Source organism: Bacillus sp. bc15 (genome assembly GCF_900142585.1).
GTDB lineage: Bacteria > Bacillota > Bacilli > Bacillales > Bacillaceae_G > Bacillus_A > Bacillus_A cereus.
The window spans coordinates 1,851,701-1,874,375 of sequence record NZ_FRBJ01000001.1 but is presented as its reverse complement, the minus strand read 5'-3'; the positions used below and the strand labels follow the sequence as shown (position 1 = coordinate 1,874,375).

Below are 22,675 nucleotides of genomic sequence, written 5' to 3'. Positions count from 1 at the left end.
TTTAATTTTATACATATAGCAAACTTATTCGAAATTGTTCTTCTTTCTGTGAAACTTCGTGACTTTCTTCTAAATCTATATTAGCATTTGTGTATATAAAGTGAAAATAAGAGGGGCTACCATATGAAAATAAAAAAATAACATATAGCATGATGATTAGTTTACTACTATTAACATCGTGCGGTATATCGAATGAAGAAATTGAACAAAAAGCACAAAATTATACAAAATCGGAGTATGGTCTTTCTGTTAAACTAGATCAAGTTGAAACAATTGGAAACGGTAAAGATATACTAGGGCCAGATGTACGAATAGCCCATGTACAGCAAGTAGATAAACCGTATTTACAATTTCAATTATCATTCGATGGACAAGTTTCTCTTAAAGTAGTGAATGATAATTATAAAATAAAAAAAGAAGCGAATGATTTAAAAGAAAAATTCAATACATATTATGCTGGAAAAGGGAATAATGATTTATTTACGTTTGAACAAATGTATACAGGAGATGCTGTTTTCGATAAAAAGGCTGAAGCAGAAATAGAAAAGAAAAATTCAAAGAAATATGTTACAGCAGTGTTTAGAAGTAATATCTTTATAGATGTAAACAATCCCGCACATATGGAAAAATTAACAGAGCTTGCAAGAAGTGTTCAAGCATTTAATAAAACAATTGAAAATAATAAGAGAAGCGTGGAAGATATAACGATTCAGCTGCCAAATGCTAAGAAGGAATTATTACAAAATATTGTAGTAGATTATGTATTAACGGCAGAAAATGCAAAAAAGACACTTGAGAAAAAAGAGGATTATATGAAAGCATTACAACTTATAAAGTAAAAAAGTAATGCTTTCAATTCCGTTGTCTAGATTCAATTCCTGTACCAGAAGAACATAATAGATAAAGAAATAGGTTTTGTAATTAATAGGAGATGAGTACAAATAACTTTGAGTATAGTCTTCATGGTATCACCTTTTATATTATTCCACATGAACTGATAGGCTTTTAGATAATACTTGCATTGAGAAAGGAACAAAGCCATAGAATTTGATGTGTTTGAGAAGACGTAATAATCTTTGATACGTAATCTAAATGTTTTCTCAGAACTGAATGGACCAGTATAAGAGATAACTGAGTCTAAAGAAGTCCCCGCATATATAACACCATTAACAGTTAAAGCCTCAGAATATGAATGGGGTGTTCCCACTTCACTTACTTTCACATAAAGGTAATCGCCTTTAAGAACAGGAATAGATAAGTAAGAACTCGCACTTATACATTTTGATGGTTTAAATAAAACACCGAAAGTACTTAGGAGTGGCTTATCTAAAGAAAGAATGATTGATTGAAAGGTTTTTTACTGGTTTTTTAAAATTTAAATAGGCTTTAAGCGAACGGATAGCTAATTATAGTTGGCTTCTTTTTTTGTAAATTAACTGCAGGGGGATTTTTAAAGAGAGAATGAAATGAAGGAACAAGTTGCAAGGGACCATTTTTTCCAAGTGAACGATACTTGCTTATATATTAGGGATCGAAGTGGAGGAGTAATGACTGTCTAATTTGAAACATATAGTTTGAATAATGTTATAAAACGATATAAAGTTATGCATAGTAATTAATATATTTTTGTCTATTAGAGAGAGGAGGGTTTAACTAATGAACATTGAGATTTTTAAATTGTCTATGGAACAAGCAGAGCCTATACTGAAGTCATTTTTTATTATAGCCGCTGCTTATTTCGTAGGGTGTATCATAATGCTTCGATCCAATATGAGCCCCAATGCAGTAAAAAAAGGATTAACACTTTTAAAAGTGTGTATAAGTATTTTGTTATTTGCATTTACATTATTATTTCAATATGATGCGAGTGTAAAAGAGGTATCTTTTGAATGGCCTAAAGAAATTACTTTGATACAGATGTTCTTATTGCCCATTATTTTAATTGATATTTTTACAGGCATTATTGAAGTTGTAACACCAGAAAAATAATAGACATTACTCAAGTGACATAGATCTCTTAAGGCTTGCAGATTAAAAAGATTTGGGGTTATATTCTTGTAAGAAAAATGAGTTCAGATGCTTCGCTTACTACTAGCGAAGCATCTGAAATATTAGGTGTAAAGCATACGTAAATGAATTAATTAATTAAAGAGAGAACTTTGAATCCGTAAAGAAGTTGGACAAGGTTAGTTTATTTTTACGTACGGATGCTGAAGCAAAGAAAAAAGAATTAGAAGGATTACGTGAGAAATTCTAACCTTGTAATTAACCAGGGGGCCATCTGTAAAAATAGGTGGCTTCTTTGTGAATTAACTGTAGAAATATTTTTAAGGAGAGAATGAAATTACGGGACAAGTGGTGAGAGAACTATATTCTCTAAGTAAACAATATAAAGCTCAAATGAATATTAGAAATCAAATGGATAAAAAAACAAAAAAATAACTAATATATGCATTATCTATTTGTCTAAGTGAATAGGAGTGGTCTAATAAATATAGAAAGAATGAAAGGAGGATACAAACTGGCAAAGTTAGCACTGATACTAGGAATGATACTTACAACACTATCAATCAATCGAAAAAGTCCTAGTCATCCACGAAAAGTAAAAAAGCTCAAAACCAAACGAAAACGCCCAGCCAGACGTAAACAAAAATGATTTTGAGCAGAAGAGAGAAGCCGACCTTCTCCCTTCTATACACATTATAACAACTTGCCAATTTGTAAACAATATGAAGAAAACAAGTGATTCATCAAGATTCTTAATTATTTTCATTACACTGTGTTACGTTACCTATTTTCGAGATTCAATTGAAACGAGTATTTTTAAAACGATTTTGGATATTTTGTTAATTATTATTTTAGTCCTTTATATAATAAATACGTCATTGCGACTCTTTGGGATTTTTAAAGAAAAAAGAGATGAATAGAGTGTACAAATTTGAAGATAAAGAGCAACTGCTTTCTTTTTTACATGATGAAGTATTAACGACACCAGAGGTAATGGATGTTTTAGGAATTAGTAAAGCGAGGATTAATAAAATGATTAAAGATGGTAAACTTGTGCCATTTAAGAAAATGTAACGAGTAAGTTTATTTCTTCGTGAAGATATTGAAGAGAAGAAGAAAGAATTAGAAGTATTGCGTGGTAAGTATAGACCGTATGATGAAGTTTAGAAGCTGTCTTGAAGGTTATTATGTGTAAAATTTAATATTAAGTTTTATTGATTTTAATACAGTCTTCTTTTATCCTTGTATAGAAGGAGGAGGCTATCACATATGAGAAAAATCCGTAAAGACATTCGAGCTATTACTCGATTAGTCGTTGCTTTAGCAATTATTACAGTGATAACAGTAATATGTAATACTGTAGGAAATATGAAAATGTTAACAGAGATGCTTCAGGAAACAGCGAAATTAGGAATAAGCATAATTATAGGTCTGGTTGCAATTTCTATTGCTTGTATGTCTTTTCAAAATCATGAATCTAGGACAGAAAATAAAAACGTTTATTTGAACTATTTGACACTGATGCTCGTTACGTTAACGTTTTTACTCACAACGTTTTTGTTCCCTTATTTGCCGATAAATTCTAATTTGTATGTGTATTATGCAATTTTTATTATTTATTTTCTTCTGGGGATAATTTTGTTGGGTGGATCATTAAAAGCTACTTTTGAAGTTATTAAGAAGGCTTTTGATTAGGAAGGAAGAATCAAAAATCATTCTCTGTAAATGGTTTTTGATTTTTTTTATGGAGATAGAAAAAAGAGATGAAAATAACTCATCTCTTTTATACGTTCTTGTTTTCAGTAATACCTAAATGCTTTTTTAATGCATCTTGTAGCACTTGAGAGTAGTTTACATTATTAGCTTTTCCCATTTTATCAAGCCAGTGAGGAATAGTTAATGTTTTCTTTACTGCTTTATTTTCAATTTCACTACGGAATGGTGGCATCCATACTTCCATTAAGCCGATAATTTGATTGTCTGTAGTTTGAATAGAAGTTGGATTAGAAGCGGGCGGAATAGCGCCTTTATTTTCTTCTATTTCATATAGATGAGTTGCTAACGTCTTTTTAGCAGTTTCAAAAGCATCTTCATAGTTAGTACCATTAGCATGACAATCTGCTAAGTCAGGGAATGTAACAATGACTTGTTCATTAGAAAAATTAAAAATAGATGGGTAGATGTAGCGATCTTGGTAAGTGCTCATTTGCTTTTCCTCCTGCTAAATATAGTGTAATGGATTTACTTCTTAAATTTCTTGATAATCGAAATGGCGAAGACCAGAATCCATAAAATAATAACTATTAGGTAGATAGTGTCTAACATTTGTAAATTAGAAAAGTCGGTAACAATAAAGTAATGAATAGCTAAAAACAAACAGATAGTATTTAAAATCAATGAAGTTTTTGACATATTGATAAGAAGAGATAGATATTGTTCTTTGAGAAATCTAACTAGTTAGTTGGGTTTACTTGTGTCATCTTTGTTTTATTTAAGAAGTATGTATATTCATAGGATGAAACAAGAAGTCCATGATATTTTGTCTAAAATATCTAGAATTTCCATCTCCCTTATACCCACCTTTCTATAATTTCATTATTATACAATGTTATAATATGTATTAAGTTAGTTTGGGTATTATATATTTATATAAAATAATACCAAAATATACAATGCTAAAAGGAAAACTATTGAGAGTATTTGTTGTATTTAATTATTTTAGTATGGTCAAAGTAATACAAGATACTCGGGATATTTATAATATTACTGAGATCAATTAAGAATAAATTGTAAATAATAAATCAATGCTATCTTCGTTTTTCCTTGTGACCAAAGGTATATATAAATTATAATTTTTTATAAGATTGTCGATAGTTTGTAAATATAAAAATTTTGGATAGATGGTTTGTTTATAGAAAGAATACTTGGGAGGAAAATATGTTAAACGAGATTAATATTTTACATATTTCTGATCTCCACTTTGGAATGGAGTCAGAAAAGGATGAAACAAAGAAAGCGCAGAGGGATAATGCTTTGAAGGAAATGATTAAAACATTATCTAAATTAAAGGATGGGGATCGGCCGCATATTGTAGTTATATCAGGTGATATAGCTTGGCAAGGAAAGGAATCAGCATATTCAATAGCAAATGAGTGGATAGATGGTTTGTTGAATGTTTTAAATGTTGAAAAAGAAAATCTCGTAGTTTGTGCGGGTAACCATGATATTAATAGGAATAAAACGATAGGAATGAGCACGCCCCAAAATGCAGCTGATGCAGATGATTGGTTGTCAGTAGAGCATTTAGAAAACTTTATTCGCCCTTTTGAGGCATTTGAGAGATTTTGTGAAGGAATGGAAATTAAAAAATTATCCATGGGATCCAAGGAATTTAACTTGGTGGGCCAAAGGGAAATACACGGAATTAAATTTGTTGTACTTAATAGTGCGTGGTTTTGTAGGGGGAATGAAGATAGGGGGAAATTATGGTTGGGGTTACCACAGCTAGAGCTTATGCAATCCACCGAACAACTTATTAATCCTTCTGACTATGATGATGGTCCAATAACAATTGCTGTAGTGCACCATCCAAAGGAATGGTTAAATGATGAAGAACAAAATACATATGAACGTCCAGGTACCTACAGGTATTTATCACAAAGAACACATCTGATTTTATCAGGTCATGTTCATGCTGCTATTGAAGAGCCTTCAAGAATATTTAACCGTGCTTACTCGGTGATAGGAGGAGCAACATATGCAGGAGAAAGATACAGAAACAATTTTTCAATATTAAAGGTTAATAAGGAATCTAGAACTTGTGAGCAAATACCTTATGAATATGATCCTAGAACTGGCAATTGGGAATCAAAGCAGCACTACAACCTTTTTTTCAAGGTAGATAGAGGGAGGAGGGGAGAAAATGGACTATTACTATCAGATGGAGATTCGAAATTAGGAAATCTAAAGAAACAAAGAATATGGAAAATTCCATACCATAGACATCCTTATTTTACTGGTAGAGATAGTGATATTAGAAGACTGAAAGATAGTTTTTTTAAGGAAGATAAAACTAGTGAAATTCAAATGTTTTGTGGAATGGGGGGAGTTGGTAAAACTCAGCTCGCTATAGAATATGCTTTTAAGTATGAAAACGAGTATGATGTTGTATGGTGGATTAATGCGGAAAATGAACATGCTATATTGAGTAGTTTAGAAGAATTATGTGGAGAATTAGGTTTACCTATAGTCGATGAAAAGAATCAATCAATTGCTATAAAAATATTGAAAAAGTGGATGCAAGCAAATGAAAGGTGGCTTATTATTTTCGATAACCTAGAAGAACCTGATTTGGTATATACATATACTCCAACAAATATAAAAGGGAATATACTGGCTACTTCTAGATCTTGTGAATGGGGAGGATCCATACCGGTAGATGTACTCAATGAAAATTTTTCAAAAGACCTTCTACTAGAGAGTACTAATCAAAAGGATTCAGCTACCGCATTAAAATTAGCAAAAGAACTAGGCTATTTACCGCTAGCTTTAGAACAGGCAAGTGCTTATATTCGTGAAACAGGTTTAAGTCTAGTAGAGTACCTACAAAGATTTGAGCAATATAAAAACGAGATTATGGGTAAAGGAAAAGCATTAAATTATAATGAAACAGTTTTAACAACTTGGAAAATATCTCTAGAAACAGTTTCGGGAATTATGCCGATTTGTAAAAAATTTATGTTATTTTGTTCGTTTTTAGATGCTGATAACATTTCTAAGAAAATGTTTTTTGATGAAAAAGAGGGGTTTATCCCACAGTTTTTAAGTCATGGACTAAAATCAATTCTTGAATTTGATGAAGTTATTAAGTTATTTAAAAGGTACTCCTTAATTCAGACAAACGAAGAGTTCTTTTATATACATAGATTATTACAAGTTGTAATTCTAAGCGAGTTATCCGGGCAAGAACGAAAAACAGAATTACAAGAGGTTATAAATTTTTTGGAGGACAATATAGAAACGATTAATAATCGTATTAATATAAATGTTTTGCTAGCACATTTGATTAAGGTTCTTGAATATGCAGAAGAATTAAATCTTATATCTCATAATGTACTTATGTTATCGCAACGGTGTACAACAGCTTTTAGTGAAATAGGAAACCTGGGAATTTCATTAGAAATGGCGGAAAAATCTCAAAAGATGAGTATTAACTTATATGGGGAGGATAGCCCTTTTACAAAAGAATCTTACCATAATTTAGCGGTTGTTAATATGAAAATGGGAAGGACAGCAGATGCAAAAAGATTGGTAGAAATAGCACTTGAAGGTGAAGGAATACATTATAAAGATAGGTGCTCATATTTAAATACTAAAGCAAATTTAGAATTATCTGCAGGGGATTTGGATTCTGCCAGCAAATCAATATGGAAAGCCAAAGGAATTTTTGAAGATAATATAGATAGTATAGGATTAAGGATAGCTACAATGATATTTAACACCTTGGGGCAAATTTCTACAGAAAAGGGCGAATACGAAGAAGCAGAAAAATTTTTATTAGAAGCAGTTAAAGCTTCGGAAAAAAGAGAAGGGTATATTAAAACTGATGTTGCTTCAGTATATAGTAATTTAGGAACGCTATGGACCACAACGGGTAACTTTGATAAGGCGATAACATATTATAAAAAAGCTTTAAAAATTAATCATGAATTGTTTGAGGAGAATCATTTTAACGTGGCTAGAGAATATAATAATATAGGTTTAGCCTACTTTTACAATTACAATTTAACTCAAGCAAAGAGGTATTTTAGAAGGGCTATAGGAATCAACAAGAAGGTTTTCCCCGATCCTGAAACTAACGATGTTTTAGCAAAGAATTTTAATAACTTAGGAATGGTTTATGAATATGAAGGGGAATATGTGAAATCTAAGGAATGTTATGAAAATTCTTTAAGAATCTTAGGTAACTTAGTAGAGGTAGAACATCCATCAGTTTCACCAATTCTATACAATTTAGGAAATTTATATACTTGCATGAAAGATTATGGTCAAGCGGAGAGATATTTGAAACAAGCACTTGTAATTGATCAAAGGGTTTATGGTCCAAATCATATTGAAGTCGCGAAAGACTTGGCAAAATTGGGAGCGACTCTTTTTGAGTCTGGTAATGTTCAAGATGGGGAAATCTATAGTTTAAGGGCACTAAGAATATATGATAAGCGAGCTATTAATAATCTTGATAAATCTATGTTACATTTAAATTTAACGGCAATTTATACTGAAAAAGGTAACATGCGTAAAGGGAAAAAGCATATAGAGGATTGTTTAAGTATAATAAGAGGAGTATATGGAAAAGAACATAAGCAACTTAAAGCAGCGTATAGGATGTATGTAGTATGTTTAAGTAAGAAGGGGAAATTAAAAAATGAAACTCTATTTTTAAAACAATTACGTAAAAAATATATAGATTAATTTCTGGAATAACTAGATTGTTGAGTATTCATTTGTTTTTGTATAAAGGAACCCGCAATATTTGGAGGTCTTCTTCTATGTATAGTTTTTGATAATCGAAATTCTGATTACTTGTTCTTATATCTAATATTTTTTGTTTATTGCTATTATATATTTAGTAAGGTGAAAAGACGGATGTGTTGGAATATCCAAAAAGTGAGGAGGGTCTCTAAAATGAGGCGCTCCTTTGTTGCAAATTGGGCGGAGAATGGTTAACATACTTTTTTACTTAAACACATTATTGCTCATTAAACTAATAAAACTTTCATTTTATGAAGAATTAACTTAAATAAATGGATATAAAAGTTTATAGGCTAAGTGGTACTTTATATTAGTTTTTAACTTGATATTCTAGTTTTTATGTTAACATATCGTGCGTATTTTTTAAGTTTTCTCTGGTGATATTTTTCGAAAATTGCATATTTTAATGGTTTATAGGATGGAAATAAAAGGTTTTTCTTTAGGTTGAGCTCTTTGTAATAGTATTTAATCAGGCGACATTTATCTTCGTTATATATTTTAGCAATAAATAAATCTTTATTATATAGTGCCTACAGTCTCTACTTAATTTTTAATTTTTCCGTATAGTTTTTTTGCATATATAGCCTTTTTATTTTTTATATGCGGCATGTCGATCACTCTTGTATCTTTTGGACAAGAAAAGTCTGTTCAAGTTAAATTTAATAATACAAAACAAATGCAGGTTGAATTAGAAATAAATAATATTGATAAGATAAAAATTCAAGTACGTATTAATAGGGATGCTGCCCCTGATAACAAGATTAATATTCAAGCTAAAGAAATAGATAGTTATGGTAGCTCTATTGAAGTTTTTAAAGGTAAGAATTCAAAGTTACATACCTTAGATTAATTGATGGATCGAGATTGGCTGAAATGTATATGGAATCTATTGAGGGACATCCTTTACCTCAATACGTGCTAGACCCTTCGAGTAATTAATTAGCAGGGTCTTTTTCTTGTACCTTGTATAAATTATCGACTCTACAATTAAATACTTTTGCTAACTCAAATACTTTGACTACTGGAGGATAAAATTTGACAGTTACATAATTAATCACTTGATTCTGGCTTATATTTAATTGCTGTACAATCCAATTTCCTTTTATTCCATTGCTTTTTAATAGTTTTCTAATGTTACTTTTCAAAATGATAATTACCATCACCTGTTGAGTCATTCCATATTGTAAGGTAAATGACCTTCCAAATAAAACTTGTAAAAAATCAAAATTAAATTTGTATAGACAAGCAAAATTCCTTTTTCCAGGCCAGATACCTAAATCAAGAACACGAGGAATACCAAGTGGAATCAGGGACAATGAAAAGGGAGAGGGAGCACATGAGTTGACAATATTCATATTGTAATGAAAAAGACCTCTATTTCACTGTAAAGTAATAGAAGTCTTTTATTCGAATGTTTCTCTTTGTTCAATTTTATAATTGCATTTTATTAACTTTTTTTGTCTTTGGATTTACAGCAAACCATCCTAATGTAGCCGTATGGTCGGGATGATCTTCATACACTTGGATAACAAAGTTACCATTCTCATCGTCGTTATTATATTGTACTACTACATCTGATGAGAAATTAAATTGTCGTCGTACAAGGTCTTCAGCCTCGTGTTCAGTTATTTCACTTGTATCCGCGACTGTGTCTTGTTGTTTCTTAGTTTCTTCTTTTGTTTTTTGGTGTTCTTGTTCCGCTTTTTTCTTTTCTTGCGCAGCTTGTTCTTTTTCTGCTTTCTCTTTTCTTACCTTTTCCTGTTCATCTTCATGTTGTTTCTTCGATGTAATCGCTTCATTCATTAATGTTGTTGCTTCACTTATAAGTTGTGGTGATTCTTTTCTATCAGCTATTGTTTTGAAAGCTTGATAGGCTTCATCATATTTTTTTGGTTTAATAAATCTTTCCCCGATTGAATTTCTTTCTTTGTTGATTCTTTTTGTTCTTGAGAACTCTTAGCAGTTTTGATGATTTTATCCGCCGGTTCTTTTGCAGATTTGAATATTTTATCATTCGTTTTTTCTTTTGTAACTTTTTCAGCATTTGCAATTGCCACTTCGTATTTTTCTTCTTTTAATGCAGTAGCACTGTCTTTCATATCATCTGCTAATCGAATGTATTTTTGAATGTCATCTGTTGATTTATCCTTTGCAGCCTTTTCGAAAGAGTTAACAGCATCTGCATATTCCCCTTTTTCTATTGCCTTTTTACCTGAATCAACTTGCTCATCATACATTTTTGAGCTGCACCCACTTGCTACAATTAACAAACCTAAAACAGTTGCCATAACTTTTTTCACAACAATTCCCCCTTTTACAATCTGCATTTTAAATTATTTGGATATACATATAAATGAGGAGAACTCCATTTTTTCGAGATTTTTGACGATTAATGTCGAACGAAATATATAGTAAAACGGATACTCCTAGTTAGAATGAATACATAGATATACATATAAGGAGAGATGAAATGAGAAACAAAAAAGGAAATGATTTTTATGAACGTGTTATTAAAAACAAAGAATACTTGGGAGCATATGAAGAGTTTGAAAAAGAACTTAAAAATAGTAGTGATAGAGGACTGGTGTTGGTTTGTGGTTCTATAATAGACCAGTTATTAAGCGAACTATTAAAAATTATTCTTATTAAAACTGATAGTGTTGAAAAAGATTTATTTAAGGGTAATGGAGTATTAACAAATTTTGATTCAAAAATAAAAATGTCTTATTATTTGGGATTAATATCACAAAACGAAAGATTAAATATTATTTACCTGCAAAGAATTAGAAATAAATTTGCGCATCAGTTTGTTGATATTTCATTTGAAAACAATGATATTATTAATGTGTGTAAAAATTTTGGAATTCCTAAGAATTGTTTCGTACCACCATCAATTCCATTTCCAAATGAAGAAACTGGTGAGTTACCACCATTAGAGTTAAATCCTATAAGGAAAGATACGTCTGCCAAAAATAGGTTTATATTTACCTTTAGATATATATATTATACTTTAATTAATAGAATTTTTTTAGATGAATTTGAGAGTAGAGAAGAATACAAAAAAGTTATAACGGTAGAGAATATAACACTAAAGCAAATACAATTGATTGAAGGGGCCTTAAGTGTTTGTAAAGATAATGTTTTTATAATGCGAGATGACCTAGAGAAAATGAAAGATAACTTCGAGGGATTGCAAGGTGACATAGATAAAATTAAGAAAGAGCATAATAATTCCTTTACTCAGGATATTCAAGATGAAATCAAGAAGGTTGAAATTGGAGTTAAAAAGCTTGCAAAAAAATATGAAGAGTCTGCAAAAGAATATGAAGAGTCTGTAAAAGAATATGAAGAACGCTCCAAACACTTTAATGCTTTTTTAAATAATCTGAGGTATTCATATGACGTTTTAAAAAATTCTATTAAAGAATAAAAAGCACCTTCGATGGTGCTTTTTATTCTGGATGGAATGGTATAAATGACGTGGTTAAGCTTCTTCATTGGTGATAGTGTAGGGACGACACTAACTGTGTTAATCATAAAAGGTGTTATTGAAGCAAAAGAAGAAGACAAACGGAATATAAGTTTTTAGATATAAGATAGTTGAATTACTAAGGAGGAAATAAAAGTAGAAACTAGAAAAACTATATATAGTACAGAATACTGGGATTTAAAAGAAAAGCGAAGTCTATTTATTCCTACAAGTGATAAAAAGCTTTTAAGTTCAGATATATTATGCTTTTTTGATGAATAATGAGACTAATTTTAATTGAGTTGCCTTTTCCTTAATATTTAGATAGTTGAAAAAATGGAAGGTTGTTACTTACATCTATAAGGATACCAATTTTTTTGCTCTTATTATAATATAAATATAAATATCTAAAGGAGTATCATAATGACGGAACTGTTTAGAATTGCAGCCAAGCGTACACCACTAAAATTTCCCTTTGAGCCGTTTAAAAATTCAATTGTGCATTATGAACTCATAATGTATCAAGATGAAAAAATGGTAGAAGCACTTCTTCTCAAAGGCGATAATGGGGGTGTACCAATTTTTTTATTAGTAGGAGCATCATCACTGAAAGGTAATCTATTCGGGATTAATAAAAATATTGCATTACAACTATTAAATTTAATGCAGAATAGATTGACTAAATATGAAAGTCAAAAGTCAAATGAAGAGATAAGTATTGATAAGATTAATTCAACTATAAGTTCATTGGAACAACTAACAGATAAACAAATAGGAGATGGGGAGAAACTTATTAGATTTGCTAATAATATGTATATATTATTAGATTTAAATGCGGATAAAAAAACACTAATAAAATTACAAATACAGGTTTCTGAAGGTAACTTTATAAAACCTTCTCGTTTTAATTTTATAGGATATTCAGGTAGCGATGATTACGGTGAAATAGTTCTTACAGATATTTTTGAGAAGGATCTCAAAAGCTTTCATTTAATTCATGAATTCTCTATTTATATTGATTACGGTGAAGGTATACAGCAAGAGTATGTTGGTTTGGTATTATCTGTTAGGAAAGAAAATAATACTACTGTTAAGTTGTTTTTTAGTACCAATGTGTACAATCTCAAAAATTCTAATGTAGGTGTACTTATTTCAGAAAGTACGGATCCTCGTTATCTTATAGATTTTATGATTAGAAGTTATGGTTGGGAGACAAATATCGAAGGAATAGCAAATCATATTCAACCTTATATAGTAATGATACCGGTTCATAACATATTAGTGGAAACTGATGCTATAGGGATAGGCAATGTAGAATTACTGGCAAGAGCCTCCAAAAATGATGATGTTTTACTAATGAAAGATAAATTGAAAGAGAAGTGGAAAGAATTTACAATAGCGAAAGTAAATGTAGATAGTCGGTCTTACTATGAGGCATATTGTCAAGCGAGTAAGCAAATTGAAGATGCGCTTAACGCCATAAATCACATTGTTAAACAGGATTCATTGTATGAATTGTATTCTACTCAAAACCAAGTTGCAGAGTGGAATAGGGATGTTTTTATACCAAAGCCCCAAATTGGATCCATAGTTTATGCTCGTAATTTGGTGACAAATGGTATAGTTATTTCCGATATGGAACGTATAGTTGAACCTAATGTATTAAAACTAGATGAAAGTTTTAATGATAGAATAGAAGGTTTAGAATGGTATGAAGATTTGATTGCTGACAATATGGATAATAATATTTCCAATGAGAAGAAGAATTTGTTAAATGCCTTAAAGTGGCTCAAACGTAGTTGGGATGCTACTGATTTAGAAGACCAAATTATATTTAGTAATATAGCTATAGAATTTTTACTATCAGGTGAAAAAGTGCCTCCATTATTAAATAAAGATATCAGAAATAAAATAGTAGATGTAGCATTGAATGAATTTGATTCAATTTTTGATGGAGATGTAGAAGATAAAGATAGGTTATACAAGGATATTAAACAAAAGTTTTCTGCTGCATTAACAAATGCTCCGTTATTTGCAAAGCTATATAATTTAATAGATAAATTGGACATTCCAATTACAGACAGAGATAGTGAACTTCTAAAACGTATAAGAAAAAAAAGAAATGATCTGGTTCATGGTCGTGCAACAGAAAGCACTGATAGGATGGATATTTGGAATTCAAATACAATTATTGGGATGATTATAGCGTATAAGATGAAATATAGGGGGGAATTAAATGAATATAGCTGAAACATCATATAGGGTTGGGAAAGCTTTTAAAAAAATAGATGCCGGGAAAGAACTTTTAGAAGTAATCAAAGTAACAAAAGAAAAAACTTCACCTGATGCTTGGCATAATTTTTCTCGACTAGTTATATCTAATGCAAGTGAAGGATTTGGTCATTATTTTGGTATACCTAATGCATATTATTTATTAGAGGCAAACAAAGATAACCAGAAAGTGGATATGTTTAAAAGAGAAATCGAAGAAGTTTTATCGATTTCGGAATATAAAAGACTAGTCGAATTAGGGATTTACTTTGGTAAAGCACTAGAGGAACTGCAGAAAGAAGTAATTGCTCCAACAACACCAAAAAGTTTTGCTGGAACTGTAGCAAAACCAAAGTTAAAAAGAAAAATTCAAGATTTACATGTTTCTGTACAACGGACAGATATTATAAAATATATTTTCACGAATTTTGCAAATAAAGGGCAACTTATGAAGATTTTTTCGGAGTACGATTCAAAAAGAAAGAAGTACCCGTTCGTTAAAGAAAATCGAATCCTAATTCAAGAATTATCTAGTAGTGATGAGGAAGTCAAAGTGCTTTTTTTAAATGAGTTATTTTCTTCAGTCTTTGATTTTATGAAGAGATTAATATTTGAGTCTCATCTAGATTTAATTATTGAACTTAATGAAACAGATATTACCTCACAAACAATTAAAAGTATTAGTAAATTTAGTATAATTAGAATAGACGCGCCGAATCCTTTATTATTAAATGAAGGATTTACCTTTAAACTAGTTGGAAAAGAAGGCGAAAAATTCGGTTATTTTAATGATAAAAAGCTTTCTTATAGTCAAGAAGATTTTAACTGCAAAATGGGTGGTTATGTATATCCGCAAAATGATAAAGGGTTGTTTATGTTATGAAACTAAAAATAATTGAGTTACTCAATTTAAAAAAACCTGAAAGATAAATTCTAATCACTTTCTAAATGAAAATAGTTAAAGAAAAGTAAAGAAGGTTAGGATTGTATTTTATTTTTTTAATATAAGATTGCACATTCCTTCATCCATATCAAGGTACATGAAAATGAGCTTTCCTTTCCAAATGGCAAGATCGTTTCGATTACGATTAAAGAATTGATTGATAAAACAGAAGTTTAATGATCCGGGTCAAGGACGTGTCGGTTTACTTAGTCTTACTTTTGCTAGCAGAAGAGAAGGAGGCAGTGACCTAATGATAGAATCCCTATCCTTTTTAGGTTGGAACCTTCTTAAAGACAATTTACGAAAAAACAAGACTGTCGTTAATTAAGATAGGCATAAGTTAATAAAGAATAGGAAGTTAGGAGATCTAACATGGTAGAACAACTACAGCGGGAACAAATGAATCTGCTAGATTACTTGGAAAAACCTTATGAAGAGAGAAGTAAGTTTTGGGAGCAGTTTGTGGGAAATAGCGACCTGCGTCTATTTGGTAAAGTTCACTCAATAAAAGAAAATAATTGTGAGATTATTAATCCAAGGATTATAGATAATAACAAGCATCTGTCTCCATTGAAGTTTCCGTTTGGATTAAATTATAAAACAATTCTTGGAACGCTCCCTGTAACCAAAGAATTAATTGATAAAAAGATTGTCCATGGAGATTACGTCTTTTTTAATCTTGACCTATATGGTGGCAAAAGGGAAACAGAACCCCACTTAATTAAAATAAAAAAAGATACAGTTATGAAAGCAGAATTGGTTGACGGTTATCTTGCAAATTTATTGGATGCTTATCCCGAAGAACGACCGATACTCAATGATTGTGCTGTGGATACCAAAAAGAAAATTGCATATTTAACAAAAAATAATAAACACTTTTTTAACAAGCTAATAGAATATGATATTCAGGAAAAACGGAAGGTGTTAGCATATACAGAGGATTTAATAACAGCTCATCAAGGTGAAATCTCAATTTTAAAAGAAGACTATGAAAGAATAGAAGAAGATTTAAAGCAGCAACTACAGTTAGAACAGCAAAGAATGAAAGCAACATTACAGCAAGAAATTGATGAGATGGAAGAGATCAGAAATAATCTAGAAATCTTTAGGTTATTTACGGAAAAAGGTAAATCCAAATCTGTGATCTCACGAGAAAAGACGAAAAGAAAGTTTGACCACCCATTAGAAATGATCGAGCATGTAAAGAATTATTTGTTAACCGATGATGAAAAGCCGTTGTATTTTGATACCCAAACATTATTGCAATTTTATACAGGATTACGAACCGATCAGCTTGTCGTGTTAGCGGGGAGGCCAGGGACAGGTAAAACTAGTTTAGTTGAAGGATTCTCAAAGGCAGTGGATGCTGAATTGCGCATTATTCCAGTTCAGCCGAATTGGATGGATAAAAGCGACCTGTTAGGATTCTTGAATCCAATCGAAAAGACTTACGTATCAACTCCTTTCTTAGATGCAATTTTAGAAGCAAAAAACAATCCATCGAAACTCTATTTTATTTGCTTGGACGAGATGAACCTTGCTCATATTGAGTACTATTTTGCAGAATTTTTAAGTAAACTTCAGACGGATCGGAAGATACAGCTTTACAGTGAAAATATTAAGCTCGAAATAGAGGAAGAATTAAGTGAGCGTTATGTTTATTTTCAAGAGAAAATTGCTGATATGTCATTAGAAGATTTTTTAGCCTCACAAGGGCAAAATGACATAAATAACTATTTTCAAATGAAAAAACAATTTCATTTTATCCATACATATCAATCGGTTCTTGAAATTTCTGAAAATGTCCGGTTCATTGGTACAATCAATAAAGATGAAACTACAAAGGATTTAAGTCCGAAGGTTGTGGATCGAAGCTTCTTAATGAAGATCGACCCTGTTAATGAGATTGAAATGGAAAAAGCAGTAGAAAATGTTCTAAATTTAAATATCCCTCGCGAACAAGTCGATATTTCGACTGAGGATTTTCGGGTTGAAAATGGTAAGAAGAATGAAAGAGAAAAGAAGAAGTTTCATACGATGAAAGAGCAGTTACGTCAGTTTGACTTGCATTTAACTAACCGGTTTGATCGTGCTGTAAATCAAATGATTGGTGCAGGAGTGCTGGAATCCGCTGATTTAATTGATATTGTCAGTACTAGTTTAATATTGCCCAAAATCAATACTGACAGCTATGATACTGACTTGGATCAATTGATGTTGATACTGCAATCTTTTATCAATGAAAGTACAAAACGCTCATATTACGTATTAAACGAAATGAAAATCTTTGATTCTGGCAGCAGTAATAAATTATCAGCTATAACCTATTGGAGGTAGGGCTAATGAAAGTCGAAGCTTTGATGGCCAAATTTATTCTTGATGAGGAACAAGTTCAGAATCAAAATGGAAAATTCGTCTATAAAGATGTGATTTTTCTTGAAAACCTTGAGCAGTACCCTGAATTGGTAGTAGGAATTGAAAATCGGCATAAAACATTTGTAGCACAAAGTCATTTTCGAGGACAGGAAAGAGGAAGCGAATTTTATGTACTTGTGTTTCAATTAACTGACCTAGCCGATGATGAAGACCCTAGTAATTTTCAAATCAAGTATTCTCCAAAGAAAGAAGTGCTAGAGAAAGAGTTACAATATGATGAAAAAAGGCAAATCTTCTTCGACCAACCGAAGCTGAAAAAGGGCAGAGATAAGAAATGGGCTTATTCAAATAGTTTAGATAAGGCTGTTTTTGGTTCAGTGAATGCAGGTGTTTTTTTCTTTAATGTATACAAAAAGGGATCAATAACACCGGTATCTCCTAATTTCTATAAAGCGTGTATCCTGCCTTCTTCTCTTTCTTTTGAAAAATATCAGGAAATGCTCAATGATATTATAAATATTAGAAGAGAGCTGATCATGGAACATAACGCCTCTAAGCAGTCGATACAGCTTATGTGGAAGCATACATTAGAGGATATTGAAAAATCCATTGAACAGATACATAGCCCGTTGATAAGAATTAATCAACAACCAAAAGTGAAAATTGAAGAGCGCTTTACGAAGGTACCGATTCGCAATATTAAAAAGTTTAATTCGAAAACAGTAATGAATCTTTTGCTTAATGAAGGTAATGTTAAAATGATTTCTTCACAGCCATCGGAATCCACCGATATTTATGAAAACCAAATGATTTGTTTTGCTTTATTAGAATTAAAAAGGTATCTAGAAGATTCAAAGATGTATATTTCTAAGGAAAGTCTCCAAAGAAAATTAGAAATTGATGACCAAGTGGGGCAACTAGTTGGGCAGTATGGGGTTCATAACTTAACAGATTTAGAGGAACTGATTTCAGATTCTAGTATCAATCCCTTTTTCAAAGTGAATTATTGCCGAAATATGTTTAAGAAGCTCAAATCACAAAACAACGAGGATGAAACAATTGAAGTAATTTTTCAAGTTGCCAAGTACAACCAGAATTTTACACCTAAGATGAGTTTTATCTATCATCAATTAATGACAACAATTAATGGTTATCAGTTTGATATTGTGAACCGTGTTTTTCCACTTGACTTTATGTTTCTTAATCAAAAATTAAAATATCGTATTGTGAATGAAAATCGGAGACTTGTTCCTATTAAAGGACGAAAAGTGGACCTAAAACTTATTACAGCAGATTTTCGGCAGCATGTTTTTCTTTTATACAAGTTATTTGAACTGAATGACAAAAGTGTGATGAACATCCATGCAGTTGTGAAGAAAAACTCCATCAAAGATGATGACCCGTTAAGGGGAAATCAAGCTAAAAATCAGAATGGTGAGTATTATCGGGATACCTATGAATATCCGCTTGACATTGTAGAATTGAAGAGTATTAATGGTATGGAAGTGCCAAAAGTGATTACCCAATCAGACCTTGAGTATTGGTTTAATCTATATGGAGTTTTAGAATTCAAAGAAGAAATTCGTAAGCAAATTAACAGTTTAAATACAAAGCAGATTCGAACTCATACCGAATTAGAAGAAATTAAAGCCAGCAATGAAAAGGTAAGAAAACTAATAGATAAATTAGATGGATATTTACAGATTCCTTTTCTAAGTGGTGTGACAAAGAAAAAGAATCGTTGGAAGCTCACTCAAATTTTTACCAATGATAAGAATTATTCTATGCTATGGAAAAGTTTAAGGGCGCTTGATAAGAAATATGAATTTACTTCCGATTTTAAAGAAATTGATATCATCGTAAAAAAGACAGATGAATTATATGAATATTGGATTTTGATTCGAATCTTAAAAATCTTCCATGATACGGGCTGGGAAACAATAACTGGACATTCTTTTAAAAACGTAATTGACCAATTTTTTGATGGGAGAAGGATGGAAAAAGCAAAAGCAGGGAACTTAGAAGGTTTTCAAATTAAAATGGAACATACCGGAAAGAAACATACGAATCATCTATACGCGGACGGATCCGTCTCTATTGAAAAACTTGAAGTAATCATTCATTTTAATGAATACATTGCTGGGAAAAAACCCGATTATGCTTTTGAGTTGACGGTATTTGCAGGAGAAGGGTTGCAACAAAGACGAATCACAAAATGGTTTTACCTGGATGCTAAATATCGAAATTATCAGGAGCAAAGTTCACATTATGGTTGGTTTCATGATATTAATACAGTGGCGATTAATCATTATCTAAATTATTTCCATGCCCACGATCAGCCATCACATGCTTCTTTTCTCATTCATCCGGATGTCGACGATCGCTATCAGTTTTTTGGCGGCTATTTAAACTATACAATGGCACAAAACTTTCAAAGAGTTAACCAGCTTTTTGACCGTAATCCACGGCAAAGCTTTGGCTCCATATCCTGTATCCCCGGACAAATACGAAATCTTAAAGCATATGTTAAAATGATGATTGAATACCATTTTGTAGAGCAAAAGACCCCGTTTATCTGTTGGGAGTGCGGCAGTACCGACACTGACATCCAACATAAGGTTATCCCGGGGAGTCAAAACATTAAATTCCATATTTCTTGTAACAGTTGCGGAGAATTTTGGGTCCGTACGCATTGTGATAGTAATGGTCATAAACTGGTCAAACATCTTAATGATAACTATCATAAAGAAGAATTTGAACATTATCCGTGGTTCGTGAAGTGCCCGGTGTGTGATTTTCCAGATTCGTAGATTCATATAAAATATTTGGAGGAAAGAACATGCGTTTCGAACTTTGGCTGGATGAAAGCGGTGATTTCATCAGTGATCACAAAACTTTTTTGAACCCATCTCTAGTTGGGGGAGTATTGATTGAAAAAGGAAAAATAACTGAAGAAAGCGCCCGGCAGATTATTGGAAAAGACAACATTCATTTTAATGAGGAAAGTGGCAATGAAAATCTAGCAATGCTCGAAGAAGTTCGAAAAAATAATGGGGAATTTGTTATTTTTCAAAATAAAGAGCGGATTAAGATAATTGACAGCGATATTACTTATTTAAATGTCCTCGCAGAAGGCATCATTCAACTATTGCTGCGTTTGTCGGCGATTCATGGTGATTTTGAGCTTGATATCTTAGTAGCCACGAGAAAGAATACGGTAAAAGGCTATGGAATTCTAGCGAAAGAAGAATATGAAAGCAGATTAAGAGAAAGAATTATTGTTGGCCTGGCGCGAAAAGTTCTAACACGAAAAAACAGATGGAATTATCATATTCATTTTGATGATGCCAGAACGAGTTCAAGATTGATGTTAGCAGATGGTGTCTGTAATACCTTCTTAACCAAAACTTCATCTAAATTTGATGACAATCAAAAACAGCGGATTGATGAACTGTATAATCATTTGTACATTTTCTCTTTTTTTGAGAATTCCGTGAAGAACGAGATGGAACGCTGGTTAGTAGAAGGTAATATAAGTGACGTTATTTTTGAATGTTACCTCGATTCAAGTAAGGATTTCAAGGAAACCTACCTCCCGATTGCCATTAAGCATCTAAGTGACTTAGACGAGTATGGACAGAAAATTCAATTGCGTTTCATTTCGTCTAAAGTCGATACTTTTATAAAGATAGACAGAAATTATGAATTTATTCGGCCTGTGTTAATTGACATGCAGAAAGAGCTCCTGCCTTGGTTAAGTGAAAATGGGATAGATATACCAGAGTTTAACCTTGATATTATTCTCTATCTTTACTCTTTGTACACTCATGAAGGCAGTATGAAAGCGAATGACCAGGATGCTCTATTTATGAAGCAGCTCACTTGTGTAAAAGATGTGATGACTAAATTTGAGTATTTCAATCTATACAAAATTCGTAGGGCGGTTAATCAAAAGAATTTAATGGATATTACAGGATCGATCCAAGATTCTACTAAAGCGATTACAATCCTTGAGGAAATGATGCAGCTGCTTGAAATTGTTGATGAGGAATCCTCAGGGGTTTCAGAAGAAACGCAAATGTTTGAGATGCTAGGAAAAGCATACGGGACAAGAGGTCAAGGGTATTCGATGCTGATTCAGGAGAACTCGGCCAATTTGGAGAATGCGATCTATGACTTTGATCATGCATTAAATCACTTTACACTTGATGTTGATAAGGAGAGGCAGTATCTTTACAAAAGCCTGGCCTACTGTGAAGGGGAACAGTTTGACAAAGCCATTAATTTTCTTTATCAAGCATGCGAACTAACAACAGAAAAAGATGAGTTTCGCGGACTATTGGCGACGTTGAAAGAAGACGAAGTGTATAGGGTGATTTTTAAATACCATTCGTATTTTAAAATTATGGCTGCTGCTAAATGGAATGGGACAGATGTATTAGCAGACCGAATGTATGAATCGTTGATCAAGGAAAATATAACGGTTGAAACCTTGCAAGCAAGCTATCGATTCTCTCACCCGCTACAATTTATTTTTTGGAATATGGCTACGTATCTCTACTGTAAAGGGAAGGATAAATTAGCTGTTAAGTATATCAATACGGCGATTAGTATATGCGATTCTCATCTTAGCGGGATAACCATGAAGGTCATCCAGCTTGGCATGTATGCAGAGAAATTGCTAATGGAACATAGAAAAGGCAATAAGCAGCAATCCAAGCAAATTATACAAGAAATTGGTCAACGGTTTAATGCCCTAAAAGAAGTTCCTAATGCTGAAATCATTTTTGGGTACTTACAAGAAATTCGAATCGAGGATTTGGCTGATGAACAGAAGATAATTCAGTTAATTAAGCTGACTAAGTGTATTAACTAAGATTTTATAAAAGAAACAATTCGGAATGCCCTGAGCTGACCTATTAATTTGAGACAATAGAAAAAGCATCTAAGCTACCTGTCCCTATATTCAATTGGGGGCAGGTAGCTTAATTTTGTCTGAATTCGGATTTGACTGTAATAATAGATAAAATCTCTACTTTTCCCACTACAATAGGATTTGTAAGCTACTCGCGTGACTG

The 22,675-nt window shown here is 31.8% G+C and carries 15 protein-coding genes and 3 pseudogenes; 13 read left to right on the top strand and 5 right to left on the bottom strand.

Annotated elements, in window-relative coordinates:
• The first annotated feature begins 149 nt into the window (after positions 1-149).
• Entirely contained in the window at positions 150-839 is a 690-nt protein-coding gene (locus tag BUA87_RS09505; RefSeq protein WP_098655442.1) for a hypothetical protein, read from the top strand.
• A gap of 141 nt (positions 840-980) precedes the next feature.
• Here BUA87_RS09505 and BUA87_RS32130 read toward each other — a convergent pair.
• A pseudogene (locus BUA87_RS32130) lies at positions 981-1,273 on the bottom strand (hypothetical protein); the annotation flags it as partial.
• A gap of 383 nt (positions 1,274-1,656) precedes the next feature.
• On the opposite strand from BUA87_RS32130, the gene BUA87_RS09495 reads away from it, so the two are divergent.
• The 3 genes and pseudogenes from BUA87_RS09495 to BUA87_RS09475 all read left to right on the top strand — a co-directional run bounded on the left by BUA87_RS09495 (position 1,657) and on the right by BUA87_RS09475 (position 3,702).
• Entirely contained in the window at positions 1,657-1,989 is a 333-nt protein-coding gene (locus BUA87_RS09495; RefSeq protein ID WP_071742753.1) for a hypothetical protein, read from the top strand.
• 906 nt (positions 1,990-2,895) lie between these two features.
• Positions 2,896-3,174: pseudogene (locus BUA87_RS09480) on the top strand (helix-turn-helix domain-containing protein).
• Between the two features lie 102 nt (positions 3,175-3,276).
• On the top strand, positions 3,277-3,702 hold the full coding sequence (locus tag BUA87_RS09475) for a hypothetical protein (protein WP_072939438.1): 426 nt from the start codon (positions 3,277-3,279) through the stop codon (positions 3,700-3,702).
• An 88-nt stretch (positions 3,703-3,790) separates the two neighbouring features.
• On the opposite strand, the gene BUA87_RS09470 is transcribed toward BUA87_RS09475, so the two are convergent.
• A complete protein-coding gene (locus tag BUA87_RS09470; RefSeq protein ID WP_072939434.1) occupies positions 3,791-4,213 on the bottom strand; it encodes a type II toxin-antitoxin system HicB family antitoxin in 423 nt (140 codons plus the stop codon).
• Positions 4,214-4,944: 731 nt separating this feature from the next.
• On the opposite strand from BUA87_RS09470, the gene BUA87_RS09465 reads away from it, so the two are divergent.
• The 3 genes and pseudogenes from BUA87_RS09465 to BUA87_RS32125 form a co-directional block, all read left to right on the top strand.
• A complete protein-coding gene (locus BUA87_RS09465) occupies positions 4,945-8,478 on the top strand; it encodes a tetratricopeptide repeat protein (RefSeq protein ID WP_072939431.1) in 3,534 nt (1,177 codons plus the stop codon).
• A gap of 667 nt (positions 8,479-9,145) precedes the next feature.
• Positions 9,146-9,388, top strand: coding sequence for a hypothetical protein (locus BUA87_RS30910; protein WP_072939427.1), 243 nt, complete (start codon positions 9,146-9,148; stop codon positions 9,386-9,388).
• A pseudogene (locus tag BUA87_RS32125) lies at positions 9,379-9,477 on the top strand (restriction endonuclease); the annotation flags it as partial. The gene BUA87_RS30910 and the pseudogene BUA87_RS32125, both read left to right, overlap by 10 nt.
• On the opposite strand, the gene BUA87_RS31775 reads toward BUA87_RS32125, so the two are convergent.
• From BUA87_RS31775 to BUA87_RS31765, 3 genes are all read right to left on the bottom strand, one after another.
• Complete coding sequence (locus BUA87_RS31775; protein WP_256678949.1) at positions 9,474-9,893, bottom strand: helix-turn-helix domain-containing protein; 420 nt, start codon at positions 9,891-9,893, stop codon at positions 9,474-9,476. The pseudogene BUA87_RS32125 and the gene BUA87_RS31775 overlap by 4 nt on opposite strands.
• Before the next feature lie 76 nt (positions 9,894-9,969).
• A complete protein-coding gene (locus BUA87_RS31770; protein ID WP_256678948.1) occupies positions 9,970-10,341 on the bottom strand; it encodes a hypothetical protein in 372 nt (123 codons plus the stop codon).
• A 47-nt stretch (positions 10,342-10,388) separates the two neighbouring features.
• On the bottom strand, positions 10,389-10,838 hold the full coding sequence (locus BUA87_RS31765; protein WP_256678947.1) for a hypothetical protein: 450 nt from the start codon (positions 10,836-10,838) through the stop codon (positions 10,389-10,391).
• Between the two features lie 170 nt (positions 10,839-11,008).
• Here BUA87_RS31765 and BUA87_RS09445 point away from each other — a divergent pair, with 170 nt between their 5' ends.
• The 6 genes from BUA87_RS09445 to BUA87_RS09420 all read left to right on the top strand — a co-directional run bounded on the left by BUA87_RS09445 (position 11,009) and on the right by BUA87_RS09420 (position 22,473).
• On the top strand, positions 11,009-11,968 hold the full coding sequence (locus BUA87_RS09445) for an MltR family transcriptional regulator (RefSeq protein ID WP_072939424.1): 960 nt from the start codon (positions 11,009-11,011) through the stop codon (positions 11,966-11,968).
• A 462-nt stretch (positions 11,969-12,430) separates the two neighbouring features.
• On the top strand, positions 12,431-14,257 hold the full coding sequence (locus tag BUA87_RS09440) for a HEPN domain-containing protein (RefSeq protein WP_072939422.1): 1,827 nt from the start codon (positions 12,431-12,433) through the stop codon (positions 14,255-14,257).
• Positions 14,244-15,161 (top strand): hypothetical protein, encoded by a 918-nt coding sequence (locus BUA87_RS09435; protein WP_072939419.1) that lies wholly within the window; start codon positions 14,244-14,246, stop codon positions 15,159-15,161. The genes BUA87_RS09440 and BUA87_RS09435 overlap by 14 nt, the downstream gene beginning before the upstream one ends.
• 432 nt (positions 15,162-15,593) lie before the next feature.
• A complete protein-coding gene (locus tag BUA87_RS09430) occupies positions 15,594-17,558 on the top strand; it encodes an AAA family ATPase (protein WP_072939416.1) in 1,965 nt (654 codons plus the stop codon).
• Between the two features lie 5 nt (positions 17,559-17,563).
• Complete coding sequence (locus BUA87_RS09425; RefSeq protein WP_072939412.1) at positions 17,564-20,407, top strand: nuclease domain-containing protein; 2,844 nt, start codon at positions 17,564-17,566, stop codon at positions 20,405-20,407.
• Between the two features lie 29 nt (positions 20,408-20,436).
• Positions 20,437-22,473 carry a hypothetical protein gene (locus BUA87_RS09420; RefSeq protein ID WP_072939408.1) on the top strand — a complete coding sequence of 679 codons (2,037 nt, stop codon included), beginning with the start codon at positions 20,437-20,439 and terminating at the stop codon, positions 22,471-22,473.
• Positions 22,474-22,675 lie beyond the last annotated feature (202 nt).